21 protein-coding genes are annotated in these 21335 nt (G+C 42.4%); 6 read left to right on the top strand and 15 right to left on the bottom strand.

The genetic code is table 11. The annotated features are described in order from the left end of the window. Positions 1-13: 13 nt before the first annotated feature. The 6 genes from FC07_RS09215 to FC07_RS09190 all read right to left on the bottom strand — a co-directional run bounded on the left by FC07_RS09215 (position 14) and on the right by FC07_RS09190 (position 5691). Positions 14-1177, bottom strand: coding sequence for an FtsW/RodA/SpoVE family cell cycle protein (locus FC07_RS09215; protein ID WP_057904810.1), 1164 nt, complete (start codon positions 1175-1177; stop codon positions 14-16). A gap of 22 nt (positions 1178-1199) precedes the next feature. Next, positions 1200-1484: a DUF1507 family protein gene (locus FC07_RS09210; RefSeq protein ID WP_057904809.1), complete on the bottom strand. Its 285-nt coding sequence runs from the start codon at positions 1482-1484 to the stop codon at positions 1200-1202. Between the two features lie 228 nt (positions 1485-1712). Continuing rightward, complete coding sequence (typA, locus tag FC07_RS09205) at positions 1713-3560, bottom strand: translational GTPase TypA (protein ID WP_057904808.1); 1848 nt, start codon at positions 3558-3560, stop codon at positions 1713-1715. A 124-nt stretch (positions 3561-3684) separates the two neighbouring features. Continuing rightward, complete coding sequence (locus FC07_RS09200; RefSeq protein WP_057904807.1) at positions 3685-4470, bottom strand: inositol monophosphatase family protein; 786 nt, start codon at positions 4468-4470, stop codon at positions 3685-3687. Between the two features lie 12 nt (positions 4471-4482). Then, a complete protein-coding gene (locus tag FC07_RS09195) occupies positions 4483-4764 on the bottom strand; it encodes a UPF0223 family protein (protein WP_057904806.1) in 282 nt (93 codons plus the stop codon). Continuing rightward, positions 4765-5691 (bottom strand): Rossmann-fold NAD(P)-binding domain-containing protein, encoded by a 927-nt coding sequence (locus FC07_RS09190; RefSeq protein ID WP_057904805.1) that lies wholly within the window; start codon positions 5689-5691, stop codon positions 4765-4767. A gap of 136 nt (positions 5692-5827) precedes the next feature. Here FC07_RS09190 and def point away from each other — a divergent pair, with 136 nt between their 5' ends. Next, on the top strand, positions 5828-6382 hold the full coding sequence (gene def, locus FC07_RS09185; protein ID WP_083483264.1) for a peptide deformylase: 555 nt from the start codon (positions 5828-5830) through the stop codon (positions 6380-6382). 50 nt (positions 6383-6432) lie between these two features. On the opposite strand, the gene FC07_RS09180 is transcribed toward def, so the two are convergent. Continuing rightward, positions 6433-6933, bottom strand: coding sequence for a hypothetical protein (locus FC07_RS09180; protein WP_057904804.1), 501 nt, complete (start codon positions 6931-6933; stop codon positions 6433-6435). A 266-nt stretch (positions 6934-7199) separates the two neighbouring features. On the opposite strand from FC07_RS09180, the gene FC07_RS09175 reads away from it, so the two are divergent. The 3 genes from FC07_RS09175 to FC07_RS09165 all read left to right on the top strand — a co-directional run bounded on the left by FC07_RS09175 (position 7200) and on the right by FC07_RS09165 (position 10158). Further along, complete coding sequence (locus FC07_RS09175; protein ID WP_057904803.1) at positions 7200-7439, top strand: DNA-dependent RNA polymerase subunit epsilon; 240 nt, start codon at positions 7200-7202, stop codon at positions 7437-7439. Further along, positions 7414-9096, top strand: a complete 1683-nt coding sequence (rnjA, locus tag FC07_RS09170; protein ID WP_057904802.1) for a ribonuclease J1 — start codon at positions 7414-7416, stop codon at positions 9094-9096. Before FC07_RS09175 ends, rnjA begins: the two co-directional genes overlap by 26 nt. Before the next feature lie 117 nt (positions 9097-9213). Then, a complete protein-coding gene (locus FC07_RS09165) occupies positions 9214-10158 on the top strand; it encodes a diacylglycerol/lipid kinase family protein (protein ID WP_057904801.1) in 945 nt (314 codons plus the stop codon). Between the two features lie 53 nt (positions 10159-10211). Here the strand turns inward: FC07_RS09165 and recD2 are convergent, their stop codons facing one another. From recD2 to FC07_RS09130, 7 genes are all read right to left on the bottom strand, one after another. Continuing rightward, positions 10212-12665: an SF1B family DNA helicase RecD2 gene (recD2, locus tag FC07_RS09160; RefSeq protein WP_057904800.1), complete on the bottom strand. Its 2454-nt coding sequence runs from the start codon at positions 12663-12665 to the stop codon at positions 10212-10214. 24 nt (positions 12666-12689) lie between these two features. Then, positions 12690-13355 carry a tetratricopeptide repeat protein gene (locus tag FC07_RS09155; protein WP_057904799.1) on the bottom strand — a complete coding sequence of 222 codons (666 nt, stop codon included), beginning with the start codon at positions 13353-13355 and terminating at the stop codon, positions 12690-12692. Positions 13356-13363: 8 nt separating this feature from the next. Continuing rightward, a complete protein-coding gene (locus FC07_RS09150) occupies positions 13364-14023 on the bottom strand; it encodes a histidine phosphatase family protein (RefSeq protein WP_057904798.1) in 660 nt (219 codons plus the stop codon). Positions 14024-14129: 106 nt separating this feature from the next. Beyond that, on the bottom strand, positions 14130-15266 hold the full coding sequence (gene mnmA / locus FC07_RS09145) for a tRNA 2-thiouridine(34) synthase MnmA (RefSeq protein ID WP_057904797.1): 1137 nt from the start codon (positions 15264-15266) through the stop codon (positions 14130-14132). A 104-nt stretch (positions 15267-15370) separates the two neighbouring features. Continuing rightward, complete coding sequence (locus FC07_RS09140) at positions 15371-15709, bottom strand: cysteine desulfurase (protein WP_057904796.1); 339 nt, start codon at positions 15707-15709, stop codon at positions 15371-15373. Positions 15710-15726: 17 nt separating this feature from the next. Then, complete coding sequence (locus FC07_RS09135) at positions 15727-16893, bottom strand: cysteine desulfurase family protein (protein WP_057904795.1); 1167 nt, start codon at positions 16891-16893, stop codon at positions 15727-15729. 62 nt (positions 16894-16955) lie between these two features. Then, a complete protein-coding gene (locus FC07_RS09130) occupies positions 16956-17648 on the bottom strand; it encodes a 5'-methylthioadenosine/adenosylhomocysteine nucleosidase (protein WP_057904794.1) in 693 nt (230 codons plus the stop codon). Positions 17649-18365: 717 nt separating this feature from the next. Here FC07_RS09130 and FC07_RS09125 point away from each other — a divergent pair. Together FC07_RS09125 and FC07_RS09120 are read left to right on the top strand one after the other, a co-directional pair. Beyond that, complete coding sequence (locus FC07_RS09125; RefSeq protein WP_057904793.1) at positions 18366-19754, top strand: uracil-xanthine permease family protein; 1389 nt, start codon at positions 18366-18368, stop codon at positions 19752-19754. 180 nt (positions 19755-19934) lie between these two features. Then, entirely contained in the window at positions 19935-20171 is a 237-nt protein-coding gene (locus FC07_RS09120; RefSeq protein ID WP_057904792.1) for a hypothetical protein, read from the top strand. A 41-nt stretch (positions 20172-20212) separates the two neighbouring features. Here the strand turns inward: FC07_RS09120 and nudC are convergent, their stop codons facing one another. Continuing rightward, a complete protein-coding gene (nudC, locus tag FC07_RS09115) occupies positions 20213-21052 on the bottom strand; it encodes an NAD(+) diphosphatase (protein WP_057904791.1) in 840 nt (279 codons plus the stop codon). Positions 21053-21335: the final 283 nt, after the last annotated feature.

The following is a 21335-nucleotide window of genomic DNA, read 5'->3' as shown; positions in this document are numbered from 1 at the left end:
AACCTACAGCGCACTACGACGCTTTCAGCCGACGTTTCTCCATTGCACTAATATTCAATACCAGTCCAATGGATATCGTCAGCACCAACATCGAAGATCCCCCATAACTTACAAATGGAAATGTAACACCAGTAATCGGTAACAACCCCGAAACCCCGCCTAAATTAAACGTGGTCTGGATGAAAAGCATGGTACCGATGCCGATACACATCAACGCATTAAATGGATCTTTGGCACGAATACCAATCAGTGTGATCCGGACAGTTAAGAAGAAGATCAAACCAATCAAGATGATCACCGCGATCACCCCAAGTTCTTCTGCCGTTACTGCTATGATAAAGTCGGTATTGGGTTCTGGTAAATAGCCCTTTTTCTGAATGCTATTGCCTAAACCAGCACCGAACAAACCACCATTATGAATTGCATAGTACGAATTGATCAATTGTTGGCCTGCCCCTTTGGACAGTTTAAATGGGTCAACAAAGGCGAGTAGTCGTTGGGCTTGATAACCATGTAAAAACTTACCGACATTCAAATGGGTTACCAAAAAATAACCGACACAAACGCCTAATACCCCCATACCGCCTAAGCCAAAACCGGATCGCAACGTGACACCACTCGTCAACGCCATTACAAATGCAATTGTCAGTAAAATTGAAAAGCCACCAACATCCGGTTGTACTAAAGTTAACAATAATAACAAAAAGACAATGGTTAACGGTCCCCACGAACGCGTTAGCCATTGCGCCCACGTTTGCGCTTGTGGTAATTTTTTTTCGCGCAAACTAAACATATGGGCTAAATACAGAATCAAGCCAAGCTTCGCAAATTCACTGGGCTGAATGTTAATTGGTCCCAATGGAATCCAGGCCGCCGCACCATTCGTCGCCGTGCCATGAATTTTCAAATACACCATTCCAGCAAAAATGAAAAGCAAGTAAATCATCACATTGCGGCCTTTGTGGAATACGCTTAACCTCAAGCTATAAAAAAATGTGGTAACCCCTAATCCGACAATGACCCACATGACTTGTCGAATCAAATAGTAACTGGGGTTTTGACCACGCATACTCGCTAAATCTGAACTTGAACTATACACCATCACGATCCCCACTGCACATAGAATCAGGTAAGGGACTAAAATGTAATAGTCAATATTTCGTAACTTTTCTCGCACGTCCAGCTCCTACTTCCTATCTTTATTGCTCTTTCGATTTTTCGAAGCTATCCGCATAAATTTGATTCAGTCGTTTTTCAAGCTCACTGACCATATGTTGACCAGCTTTAGGCGTTAAGTAGCCCATGCGGACCACAAACGCCACTTCTTTCGAATAGCCAAACATTTGGGTATCCACAACTTCTTCAAAAGCCGGACACTGCGTTAAGCACAATGAATTCTGCTGTTTGCCGACTAATTGAATAATATTCTCTGCATCGTCCTTTAAAACTGATAAAGCACGTTCTTTTTCCGATGTATCGATCATCTTTAAACATCTCCCACAATCATTATACTGTTCAAGTCTTGGACTCAGCATACCATATCACTGCTGATGGTCAATTAAATCAGCACATTTGTGATATAAGTTTAAAATTCTCTATTTATTTAAATATTATAGCATAGCCCTTAATACTCCTAACGACTTTTCGAAAAAAATAAAAAAATGATTAAAAAAAGAGCGTCCTTTCTAAGGACGCCCTCATAAAACAAATGATTAACCTTTTTTAGAAGCAATCTTCTTACGCTTGGTAATCCGTTCACGATCACCTGTGTTTAAAATCTTTTTACGTAAACGAATGCTTTCAGGTGTTACTTCACAGTATTCGTCTTCGTTTAAGAATTCAATTGATTCTTCAAGTGTCATCTTACGTGGTACTGCAATCGCAGCAGAATGATCTTTACCAGAAGCACGGGTATTGGTCATCTTCTTACCTTTGGTAACGTTCACTGAAATATCATTTTCACGGTTACTTTGACCAACAATCTGACCTTCGTAAATATCAATTGCGGCGCCTAAGAATAATTGGCCGCGGCTTTCGATATTTTCCAAGCTATAAGTTGTGGTCTTACCAGAGTTGATTGAAACCAAGGCACCATTACGACGGCCAGGTTCCCAATTCTTGATCACTGGCAAATATTTAGAGAAGGTATGGTTCATGATCCCATAACCACCAGTTTGTGATAAGAATTCTGATGAGTAACCGATCAGGCCACGTGAAGGTGCTAAGAAAGTTAAGCGCGTTTGACCATTGCCTTCGCTTTCCATATTTTGCATTTCACCTTTACGTTGTGACATTGAATCAATGATCGTCCCAGTATATTCATCAGGTGTGTCAATGACAACAGATTCAAATGGTTCGCATTTTTCACCGTCAACATCGCGATAAATAACTTGTGGACGTGACAATTGTAATTCATAGCCTTCACGACGTAATTGTTCAACTAAGATTGACAAATGCAATTCCCCACGGCCTGAAACCGTCCAAGCACTTGCAGAATCAGTGTCTTCAACTCGTAACGACACATCAGTGTGTAATTGAACCTTTAAACGGTCTTCCAACTTACGTGCTGTGACAAACTTACCTTCTTTACCAGCAAAAGGTGAGTCATTCGCAACAAATTGCATTTGTAAGGTTGGTTCGTCGATCCGTAAAATCGGCAATGCTTCTGGATGATCAACTGGCGTGACGGTTTCGCCGACGAAAATATCTTCCATCCCTGAAACAGCAATCAAATCACCAGCCTTGGCTTCATTGACTTCAACACGTTGTAAACCGAAGAAACCAAATAACTTAGTCACCCGGAAGTTTTTAACTGAACCATCAAGCTTCATAACAGAAACTTGATCGCCTACTTTGATCTTCCCACGGAAAATCCGACCAATCCCGATCCGACCAACGTATTCGTTGTAGTCCAATAAGGCAACTTGGAATTGTAAAGGTTCGTCAGAATTATCAATTGGTGCTGGAATTGTTTTGATAATCGTATCAAACAATGGGTTCATCGTATGTTTTTGTGCAGCAGGATCAGAATCCATGCTTGAAGTACCATTAATAGCACTTGCATAAACAACTGGGAATTCTAATTGATCATCATCAGCACCTAATTCGATAAACAAATCAAGTACTTCATCAACGACTTCTTCAGGACGTGCGCCTGGGCGGTCGATCTTGTTAATGACAACAATTGGTGTTAAATGTTGTTCCAATGCCTTTTTAAGCACGAAACGTGTTTGTGGCATAGTCCCTTCAAAGGCATCAACAACAAGCAACACCCCATCAACCATTTTCATGATCCGTTCAACTTCGCCACCGAAGTCTGCGTGTCCTGGGGTATCTAAAATATTAATTTTCTTTCCTTGATAGTCAACGGCCGTGTTTTTCGAAAGGATCGTAATCCCACGTTCCTTTTCAATCGGGTTGGTATCCATTGCCCGATCCTCCAAATTAATATGTTCATCTAAAGTATCGGATTGTTTAAGCATTTCGTTGACCAATGTTGTTTTACCATGATCGACGTGGGCAATAATAGCGATATTACGAATATCATCTCTACGATTCACTGAATATTCTTCCTTTCAAGCCAGTTTTTTTCTGGTAAATTGCACTCGACTTTTAATTATAACAGAAAAAATCCGACTTACAAATGTTTTCTGAAAAAATATAAGATTTAGTGTGACTCACTGATTATTTTGTGTTGTGATCCCCTTGCATGATCTGTTGCACTTCTTGTAACGCCTGCGCATTGGTCGTCACAATCAATTCGCGCTTCAGCATGCTTAACGCATTTTCTGGTGGGACAACAACTTTTAACCCCACAGTTTCTGCCAACACGCGACCAGCCGCAACATCCCAAGGTGCTAAATAAGAACAATAGCCAATCGAATTTCCCAGCACCACTTGTTGGAATTCCAAACCGGCACTGCCTAACACGCGGGTTCCTAAACTGGCCAATGCCATATCTTGGACATGATAACGATTTTTCGCAAACATTGGGCCATTCACGCCAAACAGACCGTCCGCCAATGGTCGTGGTGTCACAGGTGCAATTCTGAACTGATTCAAATAAGCGCCCATGCTAGGGCCACCATGTACAAATCGTTGCCGACGCACATCTAAAATATTGCCATAAACTGGTTGGCCGTCTTCATAAAGTGCCACCATCATGGCAAAATTATCATGCTGTTTCACAAAGTTCAGCGTGCCATCAATCGGATCGACAAACCAAACGCGGCCTTTCAACGACTGTACGTGATCACCAAATCCCTCTTCACTAAAAATTTGATCATCTGGAAAAGTCTGTTTGATCTGTCCCACTAAAAACTGCTCCGTTTCACGATCTAAGTTCGTAACGAGATCGGAGCGGCCGCTTTTGGTGTTTACCTGTAACTGATCATCTAAATGTGCAATCAAACGATTTGCACCATGTTGTAGCCACTGCATCACTAACTGGTCAAGTGCCTGAATGTCCATAATTCGCCTCTTCTATGCGTCCGTATATTTTAACTGTTTCCGTTGATGGGTTTGCACAAACTTCACCGCGCGGTAAATTGAATAGCCTGACTCTTTTTGAAAATCACGATCAAGTTGTTTTTCCTCTGCTTTACTCGGAATCACAGCCTTAAAAGCCTGATAGGCAGCTAAAAATGTTGCCCTATCACAGTGACGCTCATAAAGCTGTTCCACTTGCTGATAAAAATCCGTCACTTTAATTAATTCGGCCGTGGTCACACCTTCCGGCAATGGGTATTGATAATTTGCTTGCATTTATTTTCCTTCCAATTTACCTGTTTCAATTTGGGTCAATAGTGCTCGCCCAGGTTGATAACTTGTCGTCACCGCTTCTTGCTCCGCCTCCGTCAATGAAGCGGTCATAAACTCGCGTGTTCCCGTTTGATTCAAATAAACAGGTAAACTATAACTTAATTGTTGATCATTGGTCTCAGTCAACACTGTTAATGCTGAAATAAAGCCGATTTCATGGGTTAAACCTTGCAGTAGTTTTGGCAAACTACTAACAGCTAGCGTTCGAGCATCCTGGGCCAACAACGCCTGTAAGCGTTGTGTCAATTCCGTTAGCAAGGTGGCATCCAAGTCATTATGTGCATCTGCAATCAAACGTAATAAAGGAAAACCACCAATCATCGTCCGACTCCAAATAATAGCCGGCTGTGCAAACGTCCCCAGTACATAAGTTCGCACGTCATGATCCCCTACATGAAATTTAGCTTGTAGTAGCCGCTGTAAGACTAAGGTTGCCGTAAAAGTCCCTAAGCCAAAAATTTGTTGCTGTGGCAAACCTGAAAATTTCCAAGCTAAATAAGTCCAAACTTCATCATAAGTTTGTAAACTACAGATCTGTCCTGCAAACCCCTGACTCATCGCATGACTGATTATTTCACGAAACTCAGGTAAATTAGCCGTTACAAATTCTTTCATTAATGTATCTGATGTAGCAGGTACAAAATCAACCAGTAGCAAGAGATCGGCTTCCTTAAAATAAGCCATTGGACTGCGGGTTAACGTGATATTAGGCGCTAACACACTTAACGCCATGAGTTGCTTAAAATTTGCTTCATTAAAGTAATGATCCTCAATAAAATGAATATCCAATTCCAAATCAGCATTGATCAAAGTCGTTGCCACTAGCTGGACTTGAGTTGAATCACCATAAATTACCACTTTTTTCTTCATACGCCCCAAACCTCCCTTCCTATTGTAACAAGTTTGTTGTCAATTTGCTGGAAAAATGGCACAATAGACACCGTTTGTCTGCAAAATATGCTAAAATTATTGCTAGCGAAACGTTTAATTATTGGAGGTCAACCGTTTGATTAAGATGAAAGATATTATCCGCGATGGTAAACCAACCTTGCGGGCAGAAGCTGCTAAAGTAACGTTCCCCTTAACAGCTGAACAAAAAAAATTGGCAGAAGATATGATGCTTTACTTGGAAAACAGCCAAGATCCTAAAATTGCCGAAAAATATCATTTACGCGCTGGTGTTGGCTTGGCAGCGCCACAGGTTGATGTTTCATTACAAATGGCAGCCGTATTAGTACCTGGCCCTGATAATGAGATCCTATTTAAAGATGTGATCGTCAATCCCGTCATTGTGAGCCATTCAGTTCAAGGTGCCGCGCTGTCTGAAGGCGAAGGTTGTTTGTCTGTTGACAAAGATGTTCCTGGTTATGTTGTTCGTCATGATCGCATCACTTTACGTTATGATGATGTTGATGGTAACGAACATAAAATTCGATTAAAGAACTATCCAGCAATTGTTTGCCAACATGAAATCGATCATTTACATGGCATTTTATTCTACGATCATATTGATAAAAAAGAACCATTTACCATGGACGACAGTGATTTGATCATTGAATAACTTAAAAGCACCTCATTTCACGTTATAACGTGAAATGAGGTGCTTTTTGATTACGCTTCTGTCGGTGTTGTTACTTTTTGCATATCACGCACATAATTCACAGTGGCCTGATTCGCCGTAAAGGCCACATCAACATGCCATTGTCCCGCCTGCTGCCAGCTATCAGAAATCACAAATGGTTGTAGCTGCTGACTGGCCGCAACTAACCCTTGCTCGATAGCGCTACGGTTTAAGGTTGTTTCAAACTGTTCTTTTAACGTCACAAGATCAACAGTCGGTTGTTGCAATCTGATCTCAAAGCTAAACAGTAGGACACCTCGTCCCCATATTTTTGAATTCACTTGTGACTGCGCCACTTCTTGATTTGAAAAACTCACTTGATCTGGATGTTGTTTCGTTAAGGCCACTAACGCGACTGTCACAGCTTGATTGGTTGTCTGTTGTGCATTCCGTTGCAGCATGAGCTGTACCCGCTTTTGTCGGCTGCGATGCACAAAAAAGCCTAGCAAAAGCACAAAAATGACAACTAAAATGATGCCGATCATCAGCACATTGCTCACCTCTCTTATTGAACACTGATTACTTAGCTTTAATGTACCATAAATCAAGATAGAACCCTATCTTAATGCTAATCCTAAAGAAACCTTAATTTCAGTAATCGAGCCGGTATACTTCTTTCTTAATCTATGCTAAAATTGCTGTACATGTTGTTTTCACAACCAATCGTTCGGTAATTGATCACAAAAATGGTATTATCTGTCCCACATTTCCTGTGTGGGTTTTTTAGGTAAACAAATTTAAAGGAGCGAACTATTGCATGATTTATAAAGTATTGTACCAAGAAAGTAAAGATCAGGCCCCACGGCGGGAAACCACCGAAACCCTCTATATGGAGGCCGAAAATTCAATTGAAGCTCGTGCGACGATTCAGGCAAACACGAACTATAATATTGAGCTCATTCAAGAATTAACTGGCAATCATTTAGACTACGAACAAAAGAGTGCCAACTATCACTTAACGGAGTTCACAAATGAAAAAACTGACCGTCAAGAATAATGAAACTGCCGTTTTCGCCATCGGAGGGCTTGGTGAGATCGGTAAAAATATGTACGGCATTCAATTTCAAGATGAAATTATCTTAGTTGATTGTGGCATCAAGTTTCCTGAAGATGATTTACTTGGGATCGACTATGTCATTCCTGATTTCTCATATGTCATGGCAAACCAAGCTAAAATCAAAGCTTTAGTGATCACCCACGGCCATGAAGATCACATTGGTGGGATTCCTTTCCTATTACAACAAGTTAATCTCCCCATTTATGCAGGGCCTTTAGCCTTGGCGTTGATTCGTGGCAAATTGGAAGAACGTGGTTTACTTAAAGATGCTGAATTGCATGAAATCAACGAAGATACCGTTTTGAAATTCCGTAAAACCAGTGTTTCTTTCTTTAGAACGACCCACTCTATCCCAGATACGTTAGGGGTAGCCGTTAAAACACCGCAAGGTATGATTGTTGAAACAGGCGATTTCAAGTTCGATTTGACGCCTGTTGGTGATCAGCCTGCACCTAATTTTCAAAAAATGGCTAAATTAGGTGGCGACGGTGTGTTATGTTTAATGTCAGATAGTACCAATGCCGAAGTCCCAAGCTTTACAAAATCCGAACGTTTTGTGGAAACCTCAATTCGACATATTTTTGATAAAATTGATGGCCGAATCATCTTTGCAACCTTTGCTTCCAACATTTCCCGTATTCGTGAAGCAGCGGATGCGGCACTGAAAAACAACCGTAAAATTGCAGTTTTTGGCCGCTCCATGCAAAATGCCATCGTCAACGTCACTGATTTAGGCTATTTGAACATTCCTGAGGAAATGCTCGTCGATGCCAACGAGATCAATCATCTGCCTGCAAATGAAGTCTTGATTCTCTGTACCGGGTCGCAAGGTGAACCAATGGCTGCCCTAAGCCGGATTGCCAACGGCACACATCGGCAGATTTCCATTCAGCCTGGTGACACCGTCGTCTTCTCTAGTAACCCAATTCCTGGGAATACCACCAGTGTGAATCATGTGATCAATGAACTAGCCGAAGCTGGTGCTGAAGTTATTCACGGTAAAGTAAACAACGTGCATACTTCTGGACATGGTGGCCAAGAAGACCAAAAACTCATGCTGCGGTTAATGAAGCCTAAGTTCTTCATGCCAGTTCACGGTGAATATCGGATGCAAAAGATCCACACTGAATTAGCAGAACAAACCCACGTTCCTGAAGATCATACGTTTATTCTACAAAATGGTGACGTGCTCGCCTTAACCAGTGATTCGGCACGAATTGCTGGCCATTTCAGTGCTGGTGATGTTTATGTTGACGGCAGTGGCATTGGTGATATTGGCAACGTTGTTTTACATGATCGGCAAGTACTTTCAGAAGAAGGCATTGTCATTGTTGTGGCCACCTTAAATCTGAAAAAGAAAGAAGTTCTGGCTGGACCAGATATTCTATCGCGTGGTTTTGTCTATATGCGTGAATCTGGCGAATTGATCAATCAAGGTCAACGGCGTATTTATCGGGTGATTCGGAATTGCTTCAAAAATAACGAAGCCGTTACGGAAGCCCAGTTACGCGAAGCCATTATTGCTGACCTGCAAGAATTCTTGTTTGATAAAACCGAGCGTCACCCAATGATTTTACCAATGTTAGTGACGATTTAAGAGGATTTTCGGATCCTCTTTTTTTATACCATCATCACCCCGTATCCTGCTTTTCGGGCTTGTCTTCCACAAATATCATCGCTATAATAAGAACATTGTGAAAAGGAGGACTCGCTTTTGGCAGCAAGTCAGCATTATGAAATTATTTTAAACCAATTTGCTGGTAGTGGCCGGGTACATATCGTCTGGCCTAAGCTACAGCAGCAATTGGATCACGCCCAAGTAACGTATCAAGTTCATGAAACACAGTATGCCGGGCACGCCAATCAATTGGCACAAGAAATTATAGATCAGCAATCTACACAAATTATTTTACTGGTTATTGGCGGTGATGGCACATTACATGAAGCCTTAAACGGTGTTGCCCAGCGTCCTGATCCATCAGTGACGCTGGCCTATGTTCCTTGCGGTTCAGGCAATGATTTCGCCCGCGGTGCAGGCATTGCCCTTGAACCGACAACTGCCTTACAACACTTATTAACACAGCCACAACAACACACACTTGATATTGGCTTTTGTGAAAATCTCGAAAACCATAATTGGTGTGTTTTCAGCAATAATATCGGCATTGGCTTTGATGCCCATGTCGTTCATCGAACCAATCTTTCCGCTTCAAAACGCTATTTAAATAAATATCATCTGGGTTCATTAGCTTACCTAGCATCTTTGATCGGCGCCTTTTTTAAACAACGGTCCTTTCCAATCCAGATTCAAACGCCAACCACAAAAGTACAATTTAAGCGGGCCTTTTTAGTAACAACCACCAACCATCCTTATTTTGGTGGCGGCGTGCCAATTATGCCACAGGCAACACTTCACGATGGCCGCTTAGATCTCGTGATTGTCGAACGGATTCCAACCGTTGCCTTTATTGGCTTATTCGCTTTAATGATGCTGCCAGGCCATTTACATACACGTTTTAAAGCGGTCCACCACTATCAGGCTGATACCTTAACGGTTGAAAGTACAACGCCACAATTTGGTCAAGCAGATGGCGAAGACCTTGGCAAGCGGTCCTTTCACTTTAAGTTTAGTGTCCGGCACCAGAAATTTATTTTTTAAACAGAAAACGGACAAGTTTAGCACCTCGTTGTGCTAAGCTTGTCCGTTTTTAATTAAGCTGTTTTAAAATCTTGCGGGGTTAAATTTTTCATACCAATCATCGGATCTACCTGTCGCTGTTCCACCATCGCAGTTGTTAAAATCGTCTGATCTGGTTCAGACATTGCCACGACTGGCGTCGCAGTTACGGTTTCAGCTGGTTCTTTTTTAGCCGGTGTTTGCACTGGTTGTTCGCCATTAAACACAGTTTGCAACCGTTGTTGTAGCGTCGTTTTGCGATTGATTGATTCATGTGCCACTGCTGTTGCAAACGCATCTTGCTCCCCAATTAGAATCAGTAAGTCTTGTGCACGCGTAATCGCCGTATACAGTAAATTACGCTGCAACATCCGTTGGTATTGGTGCACAATCGGCAAAATCACCATTTTAAACTCACTGCCCTGCGCTTTATGAATCGATGTACAAAACGCCAATGTGAGCTTCGACCAATCATTCCGCCCATAAGTCACCTCGGTGGCATCAAAGCGAATCGTCAGTTTATCCGTTTTATCTTCATTGCCCTTGTCCTTCGCCAATTCAACGCCTACGATTTCACCAATATCACCGTTAAAGACATTTAGCTCTGGACTGTTGACCAAATGAAGCACCTTATCCCCGACGCGAAATGTTTGCTGCCGAAATGTGATTTCCTTTTGGCGGGGGCCTGTTTTCGGATTTAAAATTTGCTGAACTTCTAGATTGAGCTTTGTGATCCCAGCAGCCCCACGATACATCGGTGCCAGCACTTGAATGTCCTGGCTGGTAAAGCCCTTGGATTTCGCCCGTGTCACAATTTGATCGATAGCTTGTGCCACTTGATAAGCACTACAAGGAATAAACGAACGATCTTTCTGATTTTTGGTAAAATCAGCTGGTAACCGACCACCTTTAATGGCATGGGCCAACGGAATAATTGAAGAACCATCATCTTGGCGGTAGATCTCCGTTAATTCCGAACTTGGTAAAATGTGACTCATTAACAAATCACTGAAAACTTGTCCCGGGCCAACAGAAGGCAGTTGATCCCGATCGCCGACTAGAATAACTTGCATATTATTAGAAACGGCCTGCATCAATAGTCGAAATAAGCTGGTATCAACCATCGACATTTCGTCAATGATCAGTAGGGCACCCTCTAAATCTTTGGTGATCACATCCCCATTTTCACGCCCGTTTAAACCTAATAAACGATGGATCGTACTTGCCGGTAACCCAGTTACTTCACTCATTCGTTTCGCCGCACGCCCTGTTGGTGCCGCTAGCAAAATTGGAAACGGCTTTTCTTTATAGTCGGTTAACTCTAATGAAAGGTCATTTAGCTTCGCAAATAATAAGACGATTGCATTAATAATGGTCGTTTTGCCAGTTCCTGGGCCACCTGTTAACAGAAATACAGGACTATTCAACGCCGCTTTGATCGTCGCAATTTGTGAATCGCCATAGGTCATTTTAAAAAGCTTCTCAATTCGACGAATTTCGCGATCTACCTGTGCGTCATCATAGTCTGGTAAGGACACCATTTTCATTAAGCGTTGTAAATTTTCCGCAATTTTCCACTCACTACGGTATAACTGACGCAAATAAATACGATTATCTTCACTGATAATATCCCCTTGATCAGCGAGTTGAATCATTTGATTCGCAACAGCATCAGGAGATAAGGCTTGTTGCCGACTTTCCCGCAACAAATTCAAGGTCGCATTCAAAAGTGGCTGCGCCTGGGTGTAGGTATCCCCTTCAGCTTGCGTTAATTCTGTGATCTCTTGTAAAATAGCGGCTTGGATCCGTTCAGGTGCGTCTGCCGCAATATGCTGTTGCGCAGCGATTTGATCTGCTTTTTTAAAACCAATTCCCGGAATGTCTTTCACCAATTGATAAGGACGCTCGGCCAACACCTGCAACGTCTCTTCATGATACTTTTCATAAATCGTGTAGGCCAACTGGCTTCCGAACCCATAGCTATTCAAGCCAATAATGATTTGATCCATCCCATTATTCTTAGTTAACTGTTCCACTAAGGTTTGAATGCGTTCTGTTTTGATACCTAAATTTTTCAAGACTGCTGGGTCTGCTAAAATCTTTTGAATCGCATCTAGGCCCAACGCACTAACAATTTTTTCAGCTGTTTTCTGACCAATACCAGGAAACTGATCACCTGCCAAATAGGCAATCAAGCCTGCCTTAGTGGTCGGTTGATCTTTTTCATAGTTACTGGCCTGAAATTGCATGCCATACTTCGGATGTGTGACCATTTTACCGACAAAACGATAACTTTCTTCCTCTTTAATGTCACCAAAACTGCCAGTAACCACAACCTCTTTATCTGTCCAATCGAAGTTCACTTGTTCAACTTGAACCAACAAAACTTTATAAAAATTGTCTGGATTTTGAAAAAAAATGGCGCTGACTTTGCCTGTTACCTCGGGTTGCGCTTTTTCTTCGGGAAATAAGGTCATTTCAGTTGCCATTATGCGACCTGCTTTCTAACAAATTTACTGTTGCTTCTTTTGTGCTTGTAAATAACGCTCAATATCAGCCAAACGTTGTTGTTGCTGTTGAAAATAATCATGATCCAATGCATCCGCTTTTTTAAAATAAGCCGCTGCATCTTCACCTGCGCCTAATAACGCTAAGCCAACATTAAAATAAGCAGCCGCGACATCAGGCTGTTGCGATAACACCTGCTGATAGGCTTGTTCTGCGGCCTTAAATTGCCCTAAACTTAGCCAAATATCACCAACGAGTTGCGTCGCATCTAATCGCTGAGGTGCCGCTTGCTGGGCGGTTAAGGCAAAAGCCAAGGCCCGCTTGTCATCTTGTTTTTGGTGATAAAGCGCACCTAACATATAATTTTGATCGGTTTTCAAACGTGAATCTGTTAGCTTTAAAAATAACGGTTCGGCTAGATCATAACGCCCGGCCGCATAATAAGTGGTTGCTAAACTATATTGAATATCCTGGTTATCCGGAAAGCGTTGCTGAACTTGTTGCAACAACTGTTGCGCTTGTTCAAAATCTTGCAACGTCGTCAAAAAAGCAGCCAGTTCCAAATAATTATCCACTTGATCTGGATGCTGTTCGATAACATTGACTAATGCTTTAACGGCTTCTTGCTGCTGCCCGGCTTGCCATAATGCCTTAATGTCTAATTTTTTCATTATATCACCTAGATCGTATCACTGGCTTCAGGTGTCTTCGATAAATAATGCACGTCATTCCACTTTACGAGCCGATAGTGTTCGCCATGATCAATCGTTTCTAAAGTGGTTAAACTCGTATTCGATAACCCACCATGGCTGCGCAATTCTGCTAAGGGTGTCCCGATCAAGGTTTGCAATAACGCGGTTAACGCCGCCCCATGACTGACAAACAAATAACAACCTGTACCGTGATCCGCTTGGGCCACTTCGTCGACAGCTGGGCGCATGCGTGCGACCAGTTCAGGAAAGCCCTCACCTGCAATAACGGTTGGGTCATAATCAGCTGGTGCATGGCGAAATGCATGTAGCTGCGCTGGAAACTGCGTCGCAACATCCGTAAAGCGCATCCCTTCCATTTTACCCAAGTTAAATTCCCGTAACCGATCATCAATGGTAATCGGAATTTGGCCTGGTAATTGGCGATCCAATTCCAGTGCCGTGGTTTTTGCGCGTAATAACGGACTACTGTAAATATGTCGAATAGGTTCTGGTGCGAGAAAGTGCGCCAACTCTTTGATTTCTTGATAACTTTCTGGTAACAAAGGAGAGTCCCCGTGCCCACCTTGATACCGTCCTTCTAAATTCCACTGTGTTTTACCATGCCGTACAAAATACAAAGTTGTCACAATTAACGCCCCTTCTAAATCATCCTATACAGGCTATTATGCTGAATTTAGCGCTGAAATTCAAGGCTGGACGTAAAAAAGCACCCGCTTGCGCAAGTGCTTTTCATTAAACATATTGTAAAACTTTCTCATCACGATAAGCAGCATCAATGGTCCCACTGCCTAAACATTCCTCACCATCATATAACACTACGGCCTGACCCGGTGTAATGGCCCGAACAGGCTCGTCAAAATCGATGGTTGCCGTTTGATCCATTGGGTTGTAATGAACCGTCACACCAGTATCTTGCTGCCGGTAGCGGAACTTTGCTGTTACATGGAAGGCTGTGCCACGACCGTTAATGTTATGCGTAAAATTAAACTTTGATGCCGTTAAATGGGTAGCATAGAGTTGTGGATTGTGAAAGTCTTGGCCCACATACAATGTATTGGTCTTCAAGTCTTTCCCAATTACAAACCAAGGTGCATTGCGCTTGCCATCGCCACCAATGCCTAGGCCCTGACGCTGACCAATTGTGTAATACATCAGGCCATCGTGATGGCCCTTGACTTCACCATCTAATGTCCGCATCTCACCAGGCTGCGCTGGCAAGTATTGACTTAAGAACTGCTTAAAATTCTTTTCGCCAATAAAACAAATCCCCATTGAGTCCTTCTTCTTAGCCGTTGCCAGATGATGTGCTTCAGCAATCTGCCGCACTTCTGGCTTGGTCAGATTACCTAAGGGGAACATCACCTTTTGTAATTGATCCTGTGATAACTGACTTAAGAAATACGTCTGGTCTTTGTTGCTATCAACGCCACGCAACATCTTCACTTCACCGGTAATGTCTTCACGAACAACACGTGCATAATGGCCCGTTGCAATATAATCAGCACCTAATTGTAAGGCATAGTCTAAAAAGGCCTTGAACTTAATTTCCTTATTACACATGACATCAGGATTTGGAGTGCGTCCTGCTTTATATTCAGCTAAGAAGTACTCAAATACGCGATCCCAATACTCTTTCTGGAAGTTCACAGAATAGTAAGGAATGCCGATTTGGTTGGCAATCTTAACCACGTCTTTAAAATCTTCGGTTGCGGTACAAACACCGTTTTCGTCAGTGTCATCCCAATTTTTCATAAATACGCCGACGACATCGTAACCTTGCTCCTTTAAAAGCAACGCTGCAACCGTCGAATCAACGCCGCCGGATAGGCCGACGACAACCCGTGTGTTGGCATTTGCGTTTTCACGCATGATTTGTCACCATCATTTCAAATAGATTCTGAAAATCCACGATTTGAAGGTCGTTGAATTCAGTATGTTTTATTATAGCAAGCAGTTACTAGAAAGCAACACTTTTAATGGGTCAATACTTTCCGATCCAATAAGTTTTGAATCACAAATTGAAATTGTTCCAGTTTATCCGCCATAGCCGGTTGATTGAAAATATCCACCGGCTGTAACCCGTTGGCGCTAACAACCCCCATGCTAAAATGTTGCAGATCTTTATTCACGGTGAGTTTAAGTTTGATTGATTTTTGCGGTAATACCGAAATATCCAAGGGCTGTTCCAATAAATAACTCCCATTCTTCTTTTCGATAAACCCAACATCCCGTAACGTATACCGTTTTACTTCTGGTGACAACTGATAAACTGTCGTATCACCTTTTAAGGTTGCTGTTGTTGCAAGTGCCATGCGCCTACCGCCTTTCCTTAAATCAATGTTTTTTGACGTGCTTTAATTTGTTGTACATTTTGAACTAACGCTTGCACAAAGGCATCGATTTCCGTAGCTGTATTATCCTTCCCAAAGCTGACGCGAATCGATTCGCTAATGCGTGGACTATCAGCACCATACATGGCTGTTAATACATGCGATGGTTCTAGGCTACCCGCTGTGCAAGCTGAACCACCTGAAATGGCAAAACCAGCAAGATCCAAATTCATTTGTAAAATAGTGGTGGAAACGCCTTTGATCCACAAGTTCAACACATGTTGTAAATTATCTGCTGCCAAGCTGCCATTAAGCTCAAAATCAATGTGTGCCGCTTTCAACCCAGCAATGATCTGCTGTTTAAACCCAGCATATTTCGCCTGCCGTTGTGCCTTTTCAGTCGGTGTGATCAAGCGCACCGCTTTAGCAAATCCAGCAATTGCAGGAATATTTTCAGTCCCAGCCCGGCGTTTGTCTTCTTGATCGCCACCTTTGACAAAACTAGGAAAGTTTAAGCCTTGACGACGGTACAAAAAGCCCAAAAATTTAGGTCCATTTAATTTATGGGCTGACACAGATAACAAATCGATGTGATCACGTTGCACATCAATATCCAATAGCCCATAGGCCTGAACCGCATCTGTGTGGAACCAAGCTTGATGATCTTTTAACAACTCGCCAATTTCATGAATTGGCATATGGCTGCCGACCTCATTATTCCCAGTCATAATGGAAACTAAAATGGTATCTGGTCGCAATGCATTTTTAAAATCTGTCATTGAAATCTGGCCATTTTCATCAACTGGCAAATAAGTCACTTCAAACCCTTGTGTTTCTAAAAAGTGCATCGGTTTTAAAATTGCTTCATGTTCAATTGCCGTGGTAATCAAATGCTTGCCTAAACTTTGGCGTGCAAAAGCAGTTTGCAGGACTGCCGTATTATCACTTTCCGTACCGCCACTGGTGAATACAATTTCTGATTCCTGAGCATGAATGCTTTGTGCTAATACCTGGCGGCTAGCATCCAATACTTGGCGCGCCTGCCGCCCAAAATAATGGATATTTGAAGCATTGCCAAAGTTTTCAGTCATCTGCTGCGTCATTTCTGTAATAACTTCTGGCGCCATCGGTGTTGTCGCCGCATTATCAAGATAAATATGCGTCATTTCAATTCCCCTTCACTATAAAAAAGTAAGCATATTTAGTATAACACATTCGGCTTTAATGACTAAGCCAAATGTCCTAGTAATGCCAAAACCAATGCCGCTGATTGCTTGCCAGCATCAATAATAAAATCATCAAAATTAACGCCGGCTGATTCATCGCCCACATCACTCATGGCGCGAATCACCACAAACGGAACCTTAAATTGGGTCGCCACCTGTGCAATGGCAGCACCTTCCATTTCACAAGCTAATGCATCTGGAAAGTTGGCTAGAATTTTGTCTGTTGCAGCTTTTCCTGCAATAAACTGATCTCCCGTTACGATTAGCCCTTCATGCGTGGCCAAACCGACTGTTTGAGCAGCTTGTTCAATGCGCTGACACCAAGTTGGATCCGCCGTAAAACTTGGCTGCTGCTCAGGTAATTGACCGATCTCATAGCCAAAAGCTGTGGCATCAACGTCATGATATAACACCTTCGAAGAAACAACTAAATCACCGATTTGAAGCCCGGTTCCAATACCACCGGCCGAACCCGTATTGATCACAACATCTGGTTGGTATTTTTCTAACAAAATACCTGTGGTCATTCCTGCCTGTACTTTGCCAATACCAGAACGCACTAAAATGACCATTTGATGGTCGATCTCGCCACAATAAAAATCGACCCCTGCAATCACTTCATGCTGCGGTTGTGTCATTTTTGATTGTAATAATTTGGTTTCTTCTGGCATTGCGCCAATAATTCCAATTTTCAAATTAACCCTCCTAATAGGTTGCTTACGAGTTTGCGGCCGTAAACTTTTATTTTATCGATTGTCATTACTATCATTCAAAGTATACTTGTCCTTTTCAGAGATTTCAATTTTTCTATGATGCGAATACCCACAATACCGTCCACCAAGTTCACGATCCAAACACTTGCGGCATGAATCACTTTATGGCGTCTTATAACACAACAGTAAAAACAATCAGCAAGCGTTAGCCAATCAAATCGGCCTATTTTGGGACACCCACTTCGCAACCAATGACGCTTAACGCTCGACTCATTATCCTAACAGCATACAAAGCTTTGGCTTAAAGCAAGATCGAGCCCCTATCACATCACAAAATCAACCTAGAAGTTGGAACTGACACCTTGGCCAGCGCCAACACAAAAAGACTTCATTAAAGGAGACCCCTATTTCAAATGGCAGCACATCTAAAATAGGATATTTTGTTGTCAACCGCCTTCCATTTAAAACACAAACAATATTTCAGACTAATTATTTTAATATTAAGATATATAACAATATCACACGCTATGTTAGCTTTAAAAAGCATATAATCGTAATTTTATCGAACATTATCGCAAAAAAGCTTTGAATCCTGTTTCGTTTTGTGCTAGTTTTGAAAGCATAAGGCAAACAACTTTGATTTTGCACGACTGGAAGCCCAAAATCTTTTTCTTGCCATGACAAACGGAGGTTTTTTGAATGAATCAAACAACACCTAACACTCAGAAAAAGCTTACAGATCAGGAAATGGTCTACCAGCTGGATGGTCGTCCCAAATTTTCAATTGCTTTTCCATTAGGGATGCAACACGTTTTAGCGATGTTTGCAGGTAATCTTGCACCGATGCTGATTATTGCCACGGTGGCAAAGGCTAGTGCCAGCGACACCGTTACCATGATTCAAGCTGGGATGCTTGTTTCAGGCCTAGCAACTTTTTTGCAATTGTATCCGATTAAAATCGGCCGTTTTCAAATGGGATCACGCTTACCCATCGTTATGGGAACTAGTTTTGCATTTGTGCCAACTGCCTCGGCCGCCGCTGCGGCTGGCGGGATTCCTGCCGTCCTTGGTGGTGCGCTGATTGGGAGTATCGTTGAAGGCTTGATCGGTATTTTTTATCCTTACTTAAAACGCTTCTTCACACCATTGGTGATCGGTTGCACCTTAATTGCGATCGGCATCAATCTTCTAAGTGTTGCGCGAGATTACTTTGCCGGCGGTGCTGGCGCTAAGGACTATGGCTCTTGGCAAAATTTAACCATTGCCTTTGTCACTTTCCTTTTTGTTGTTGTACTGCAACGTTTTTTCAAAGGTGTCGTAAAAACGGCGGCCTTACTATTCGGTCTGGTTTTCGGTTACATTGTGGCGTTATTTTTCGGAAAAGTCGACTTTAGTGCTGTCGGTTCAGCATCATGGTTCACAGTGCCAATGCCATTGCACTTTATCCCAACATTCGATACCAAAGTCATCGTTAGCTTTATTGCCATCTACATCACAGTCGCAATGGAAACCATTGGCAATACATCTGGTATCACAATTGCAGCCTTTGACCGTCCGGCAACTGCCATTGAAACTGCCGGTTCTGTCATTGCAGATGCCATCGGTTGTTTTGTCGCTGCTATTTTCGGCTCAATGCCGCAAACCGCCTTTGGTCAAAATGCTGGTATCGTATCGATGACAAAAGTCATTAACCGGTGGTGTATCTCACTAGGCGCAGCCGTCCTGGTTATTTGCGGCTTTTTACCAAAGTTAGGTGCCATCTTTGCATCGATTCCAAGCGCTGTGCTTGGCGGTGCCTTAATTTCAGTTTTTGCAATGATCACCATTAATGGCGTTAAGATGCTGGCACAGGCTGGCTTTAATGAGCGCAACATTATGGTAATGGGGATCACCTTCGCCATGGGCCTGGGCCTAGCCGGTAATGCCCAAGCAATTGCTGGTTTACCAGACTGGCTAAAAGTAATCTTTAGCGATAGCATTGCTGCGACGACCTTTGTTGGTATCATTACGAATTTAATTTTCCCAGCCGCTAAAACCGCCCCTAAAACTAAAAAAGCAGCTGCACCAGCAACTGTTGTACCACACTAATACCAACAATTATTCACTTGCGCCACATAATGCTCGTAAACGATGTTTACTATCTCACAAGGTAACTTGTTTTTTCAATTTAAACCCCTTACAATGAAGGTGACGACACCAGTAGCTGTCGTCACCTTCACAATTCACGTCCCCGTTCATTTGTTCACAGTACTTGGAGGAGTTTTTGCGATGAAATCTGATGACCGAGACGAGCTAGTGCCCACCTCAAATGCGTCCAGCCCTGACAGTCATGCCATGCGCCGTTACACAAATCGTATTGTGCGCCTTAGCTTATGGATTGCTTGTATCATCGTTGGAATTTTATTTTTACTAGGTGTTAACCTAGGCGTTTTAATTCCTTACCTACAGGTGATCGTACCGTTGGTTTTTCTCATTTTCTTATTTACAATGAAACGGCCTGAATAGCCTAAAAACACGTCTTGCACAGTTTGCAAGGCGTGTTTTTATTAGGCAATTTCACCATTATGGAACGCTTTGATCATCGTCCAAGTTAAACTAAGCGTTGTGTCATCATCTGGGATCACCTGACGTTCAAACCATTTCCGTTCAGAAAGCTCGCCACGGTCATCTTTATAAAGCGCGGTATCATACGCATCATCGGCTAGATCAGCAAAAAAGCCCATTAAAATCGATTGCGAAAAGCCCCAAGGTTGACTCTGAAAATACTGCGCATTTTTGACTTCTAATCCCGTTTCTTCAAAAACTTCCCGCCGAATCGCCCCTTCTAACGTTTCACCAATTTCAACAAAGCCCGCAATTAACGCATAATGGCTGTAGCCAGATTGAGCGGCATATTTTGTCAACAGCAGTCGTTCCCCATGCTTCACCCCAACAATAATCACTGGTGAAATCTTCGGAAAAATCTCCAAACCACAATTTGGACAAATGAGTTCGCGTTGCTCTGAGCCGCGCGTCAATATTTGACCACAACGTCCACAAAATTGATTATCACGGTACCATGCTGCTAAATGTGCTGCGGTAACTGCCGCAAAGGCCAACCACTTGGGTTGTAAAGTACGGAACACATTTAAGCTGGCATAGCGGTAAGCGTCATCGGTTGCCAACGTGGTGTTTAAATAGAAAAAATGAGTCTTCTCAACCGATAACAGATAAATCGGATCTGCTAACGATTGCGAATAGTGTTGTTGCAAATCAGCAAACGTTGGCAATTGTCCGGCTTCTAATAGGAGCTGATTGTTATGCAGGACAATCACATAATCAGCCGCCTGAACAGGTCTTGGTGTATATTTCGTATTAAGTGCGTGTGGTGCAATATCTTGGAACATCGGCTCATCTTCTTTTCTAATCTGTATTGAGATTACGATACAACGAGTCACCGCTCAACTCAAGTCCAAATTTAAATCAAATTATCAAAAAAAACTTCATTCATTCACAGCAGTGCACAAATATTCGAATTGAATCAACTGTCAACGCTCAATTTATTGCAAAAAAAATAAATGATATTGTTCGTTTGTGAATTTAACATTATGTCTTTTGTTTAGAAATTAATAATTTAAGCATTAGAATACCGTGATGTTCCCGCAGCAGTCTTTAAAAGCATAGTATATT

It is taken from the genome of Loigolactobacillus bifermentans DSM 20003 (assembly GCF_001434575.1).
GTDB classification, from domain to species: domain Bacteria; phylum Bacillota; class Bacilli; order Lactobacillales; family Lactobacillaceae; genus Loigolactobacillus; species Loigolactobacillus bifermentans.
This window is presented reverse-complemented; position numbering and strand designations above follow the sequence as displayed.

What these genes read in the sequence shown, in the direction of transcription:
- FC07_RS09210 (WP_057904809.1), bottom strand. Translation starts at nt 1,484, where the DNA reads ATGATCGATACATCGGAAAAAGAACGTGCTTTATCAGTTTTAAAGGAC.
- FC07_RS09200 (WP_057904807.1), bottom strand. Translation starts at nt 4,470, where the DNA reads ATGGACATTCAGGCACTTGACCAGTTAGTGATGCAGTGGCTACAACAT.
- FC07_RS09195 (WP_057904806.1), bottom strand. Translation starts at nt 4,764, where the DNA reads ATGCAAGCAAATTATCAATACCCATTGCCGGAAGGTGTGACCACGGCC.
- FC07_RS09190 (WP_057904805.1), bottom strand. Translation starts at nt 5,691, where the DNA reads ATGAAGAAAAAAGTGGTAATTTATGGTGATTCAACTCAAGTCCAGCTA.
- FC07_RS09175 (WP_057904803.1), top strand. Translation starts at nt 7,200, where the DNA reads ATGATTTATAAAGTATTGTACCAAGAAAGTAAAGATCAGGCCCCACGG.
- rnjA (WP_057904802.1), top strand. Translation starts at nt 7,414, where the DNA reads ATGAAAAAACTGACCGTCAAGAATAATGAAACTGCCGTTTTCGCCATC.
- recD2 (WP_057904800.1), bottom strand. Translation starts at nt 12,665, where the DNA reads ATGGCAACTGAAATGACCTTATTTCCCGAAGAAAAAGCGCAACCCGAG.
- FC07_RS09155 (WP_057904799.1), bottom strand. Translation starts at nt 13,355, where the DNA reads ATGAAAAAATTAGACATTAAGGCATTATGGCAAGCCGGGCAGCAGCAA.
- mnmA (WP_057904797.1), bottom strand. Translation starts at nt 15,266, where the DNA reads ATGCGTGAAAACGCAAATGCCAACACACGGGTTGTCGTCGGCCTATCC.
- FC07_RS09140 (WP_057904796.1), bottom strand. Translation starts at nt 15,709, where the DNA reads ATGGCACTTGCAACAACAGCAACCTTAAAAGGTGATACGACAGTTTAT.
- FC07_RS09135 (WP_057904795.1), bottom strand. Translation starts at nt 16,893, where the DNA reads ATGACGCATATTTATCTTGATAATGCGGCGACAACACCGATGGCGCCA.
- FC07_RS09125 (WP_057904793.1), top strand. Translation starts at nt 18,366, where the DNA reads ATGAATCAAACAACACCTAACACTCAGAAAAAGCTTACAGATCAGGAA.
- FC07_RS09120 (WP_057904792.1), top strand. Translation starts at nt 19,935, where the DNA reads ATGAAATCTGATGACCGAGACGAGCTAGTGCCCACCTCAAATGCGTCC.
- nudC (WP_057904791.1), bottom strand. Translation starts at nt 21,052, where the DNA reads ATGTTCCAAGATATTGCACCACACGCACTTAATACGAAATATACACCA.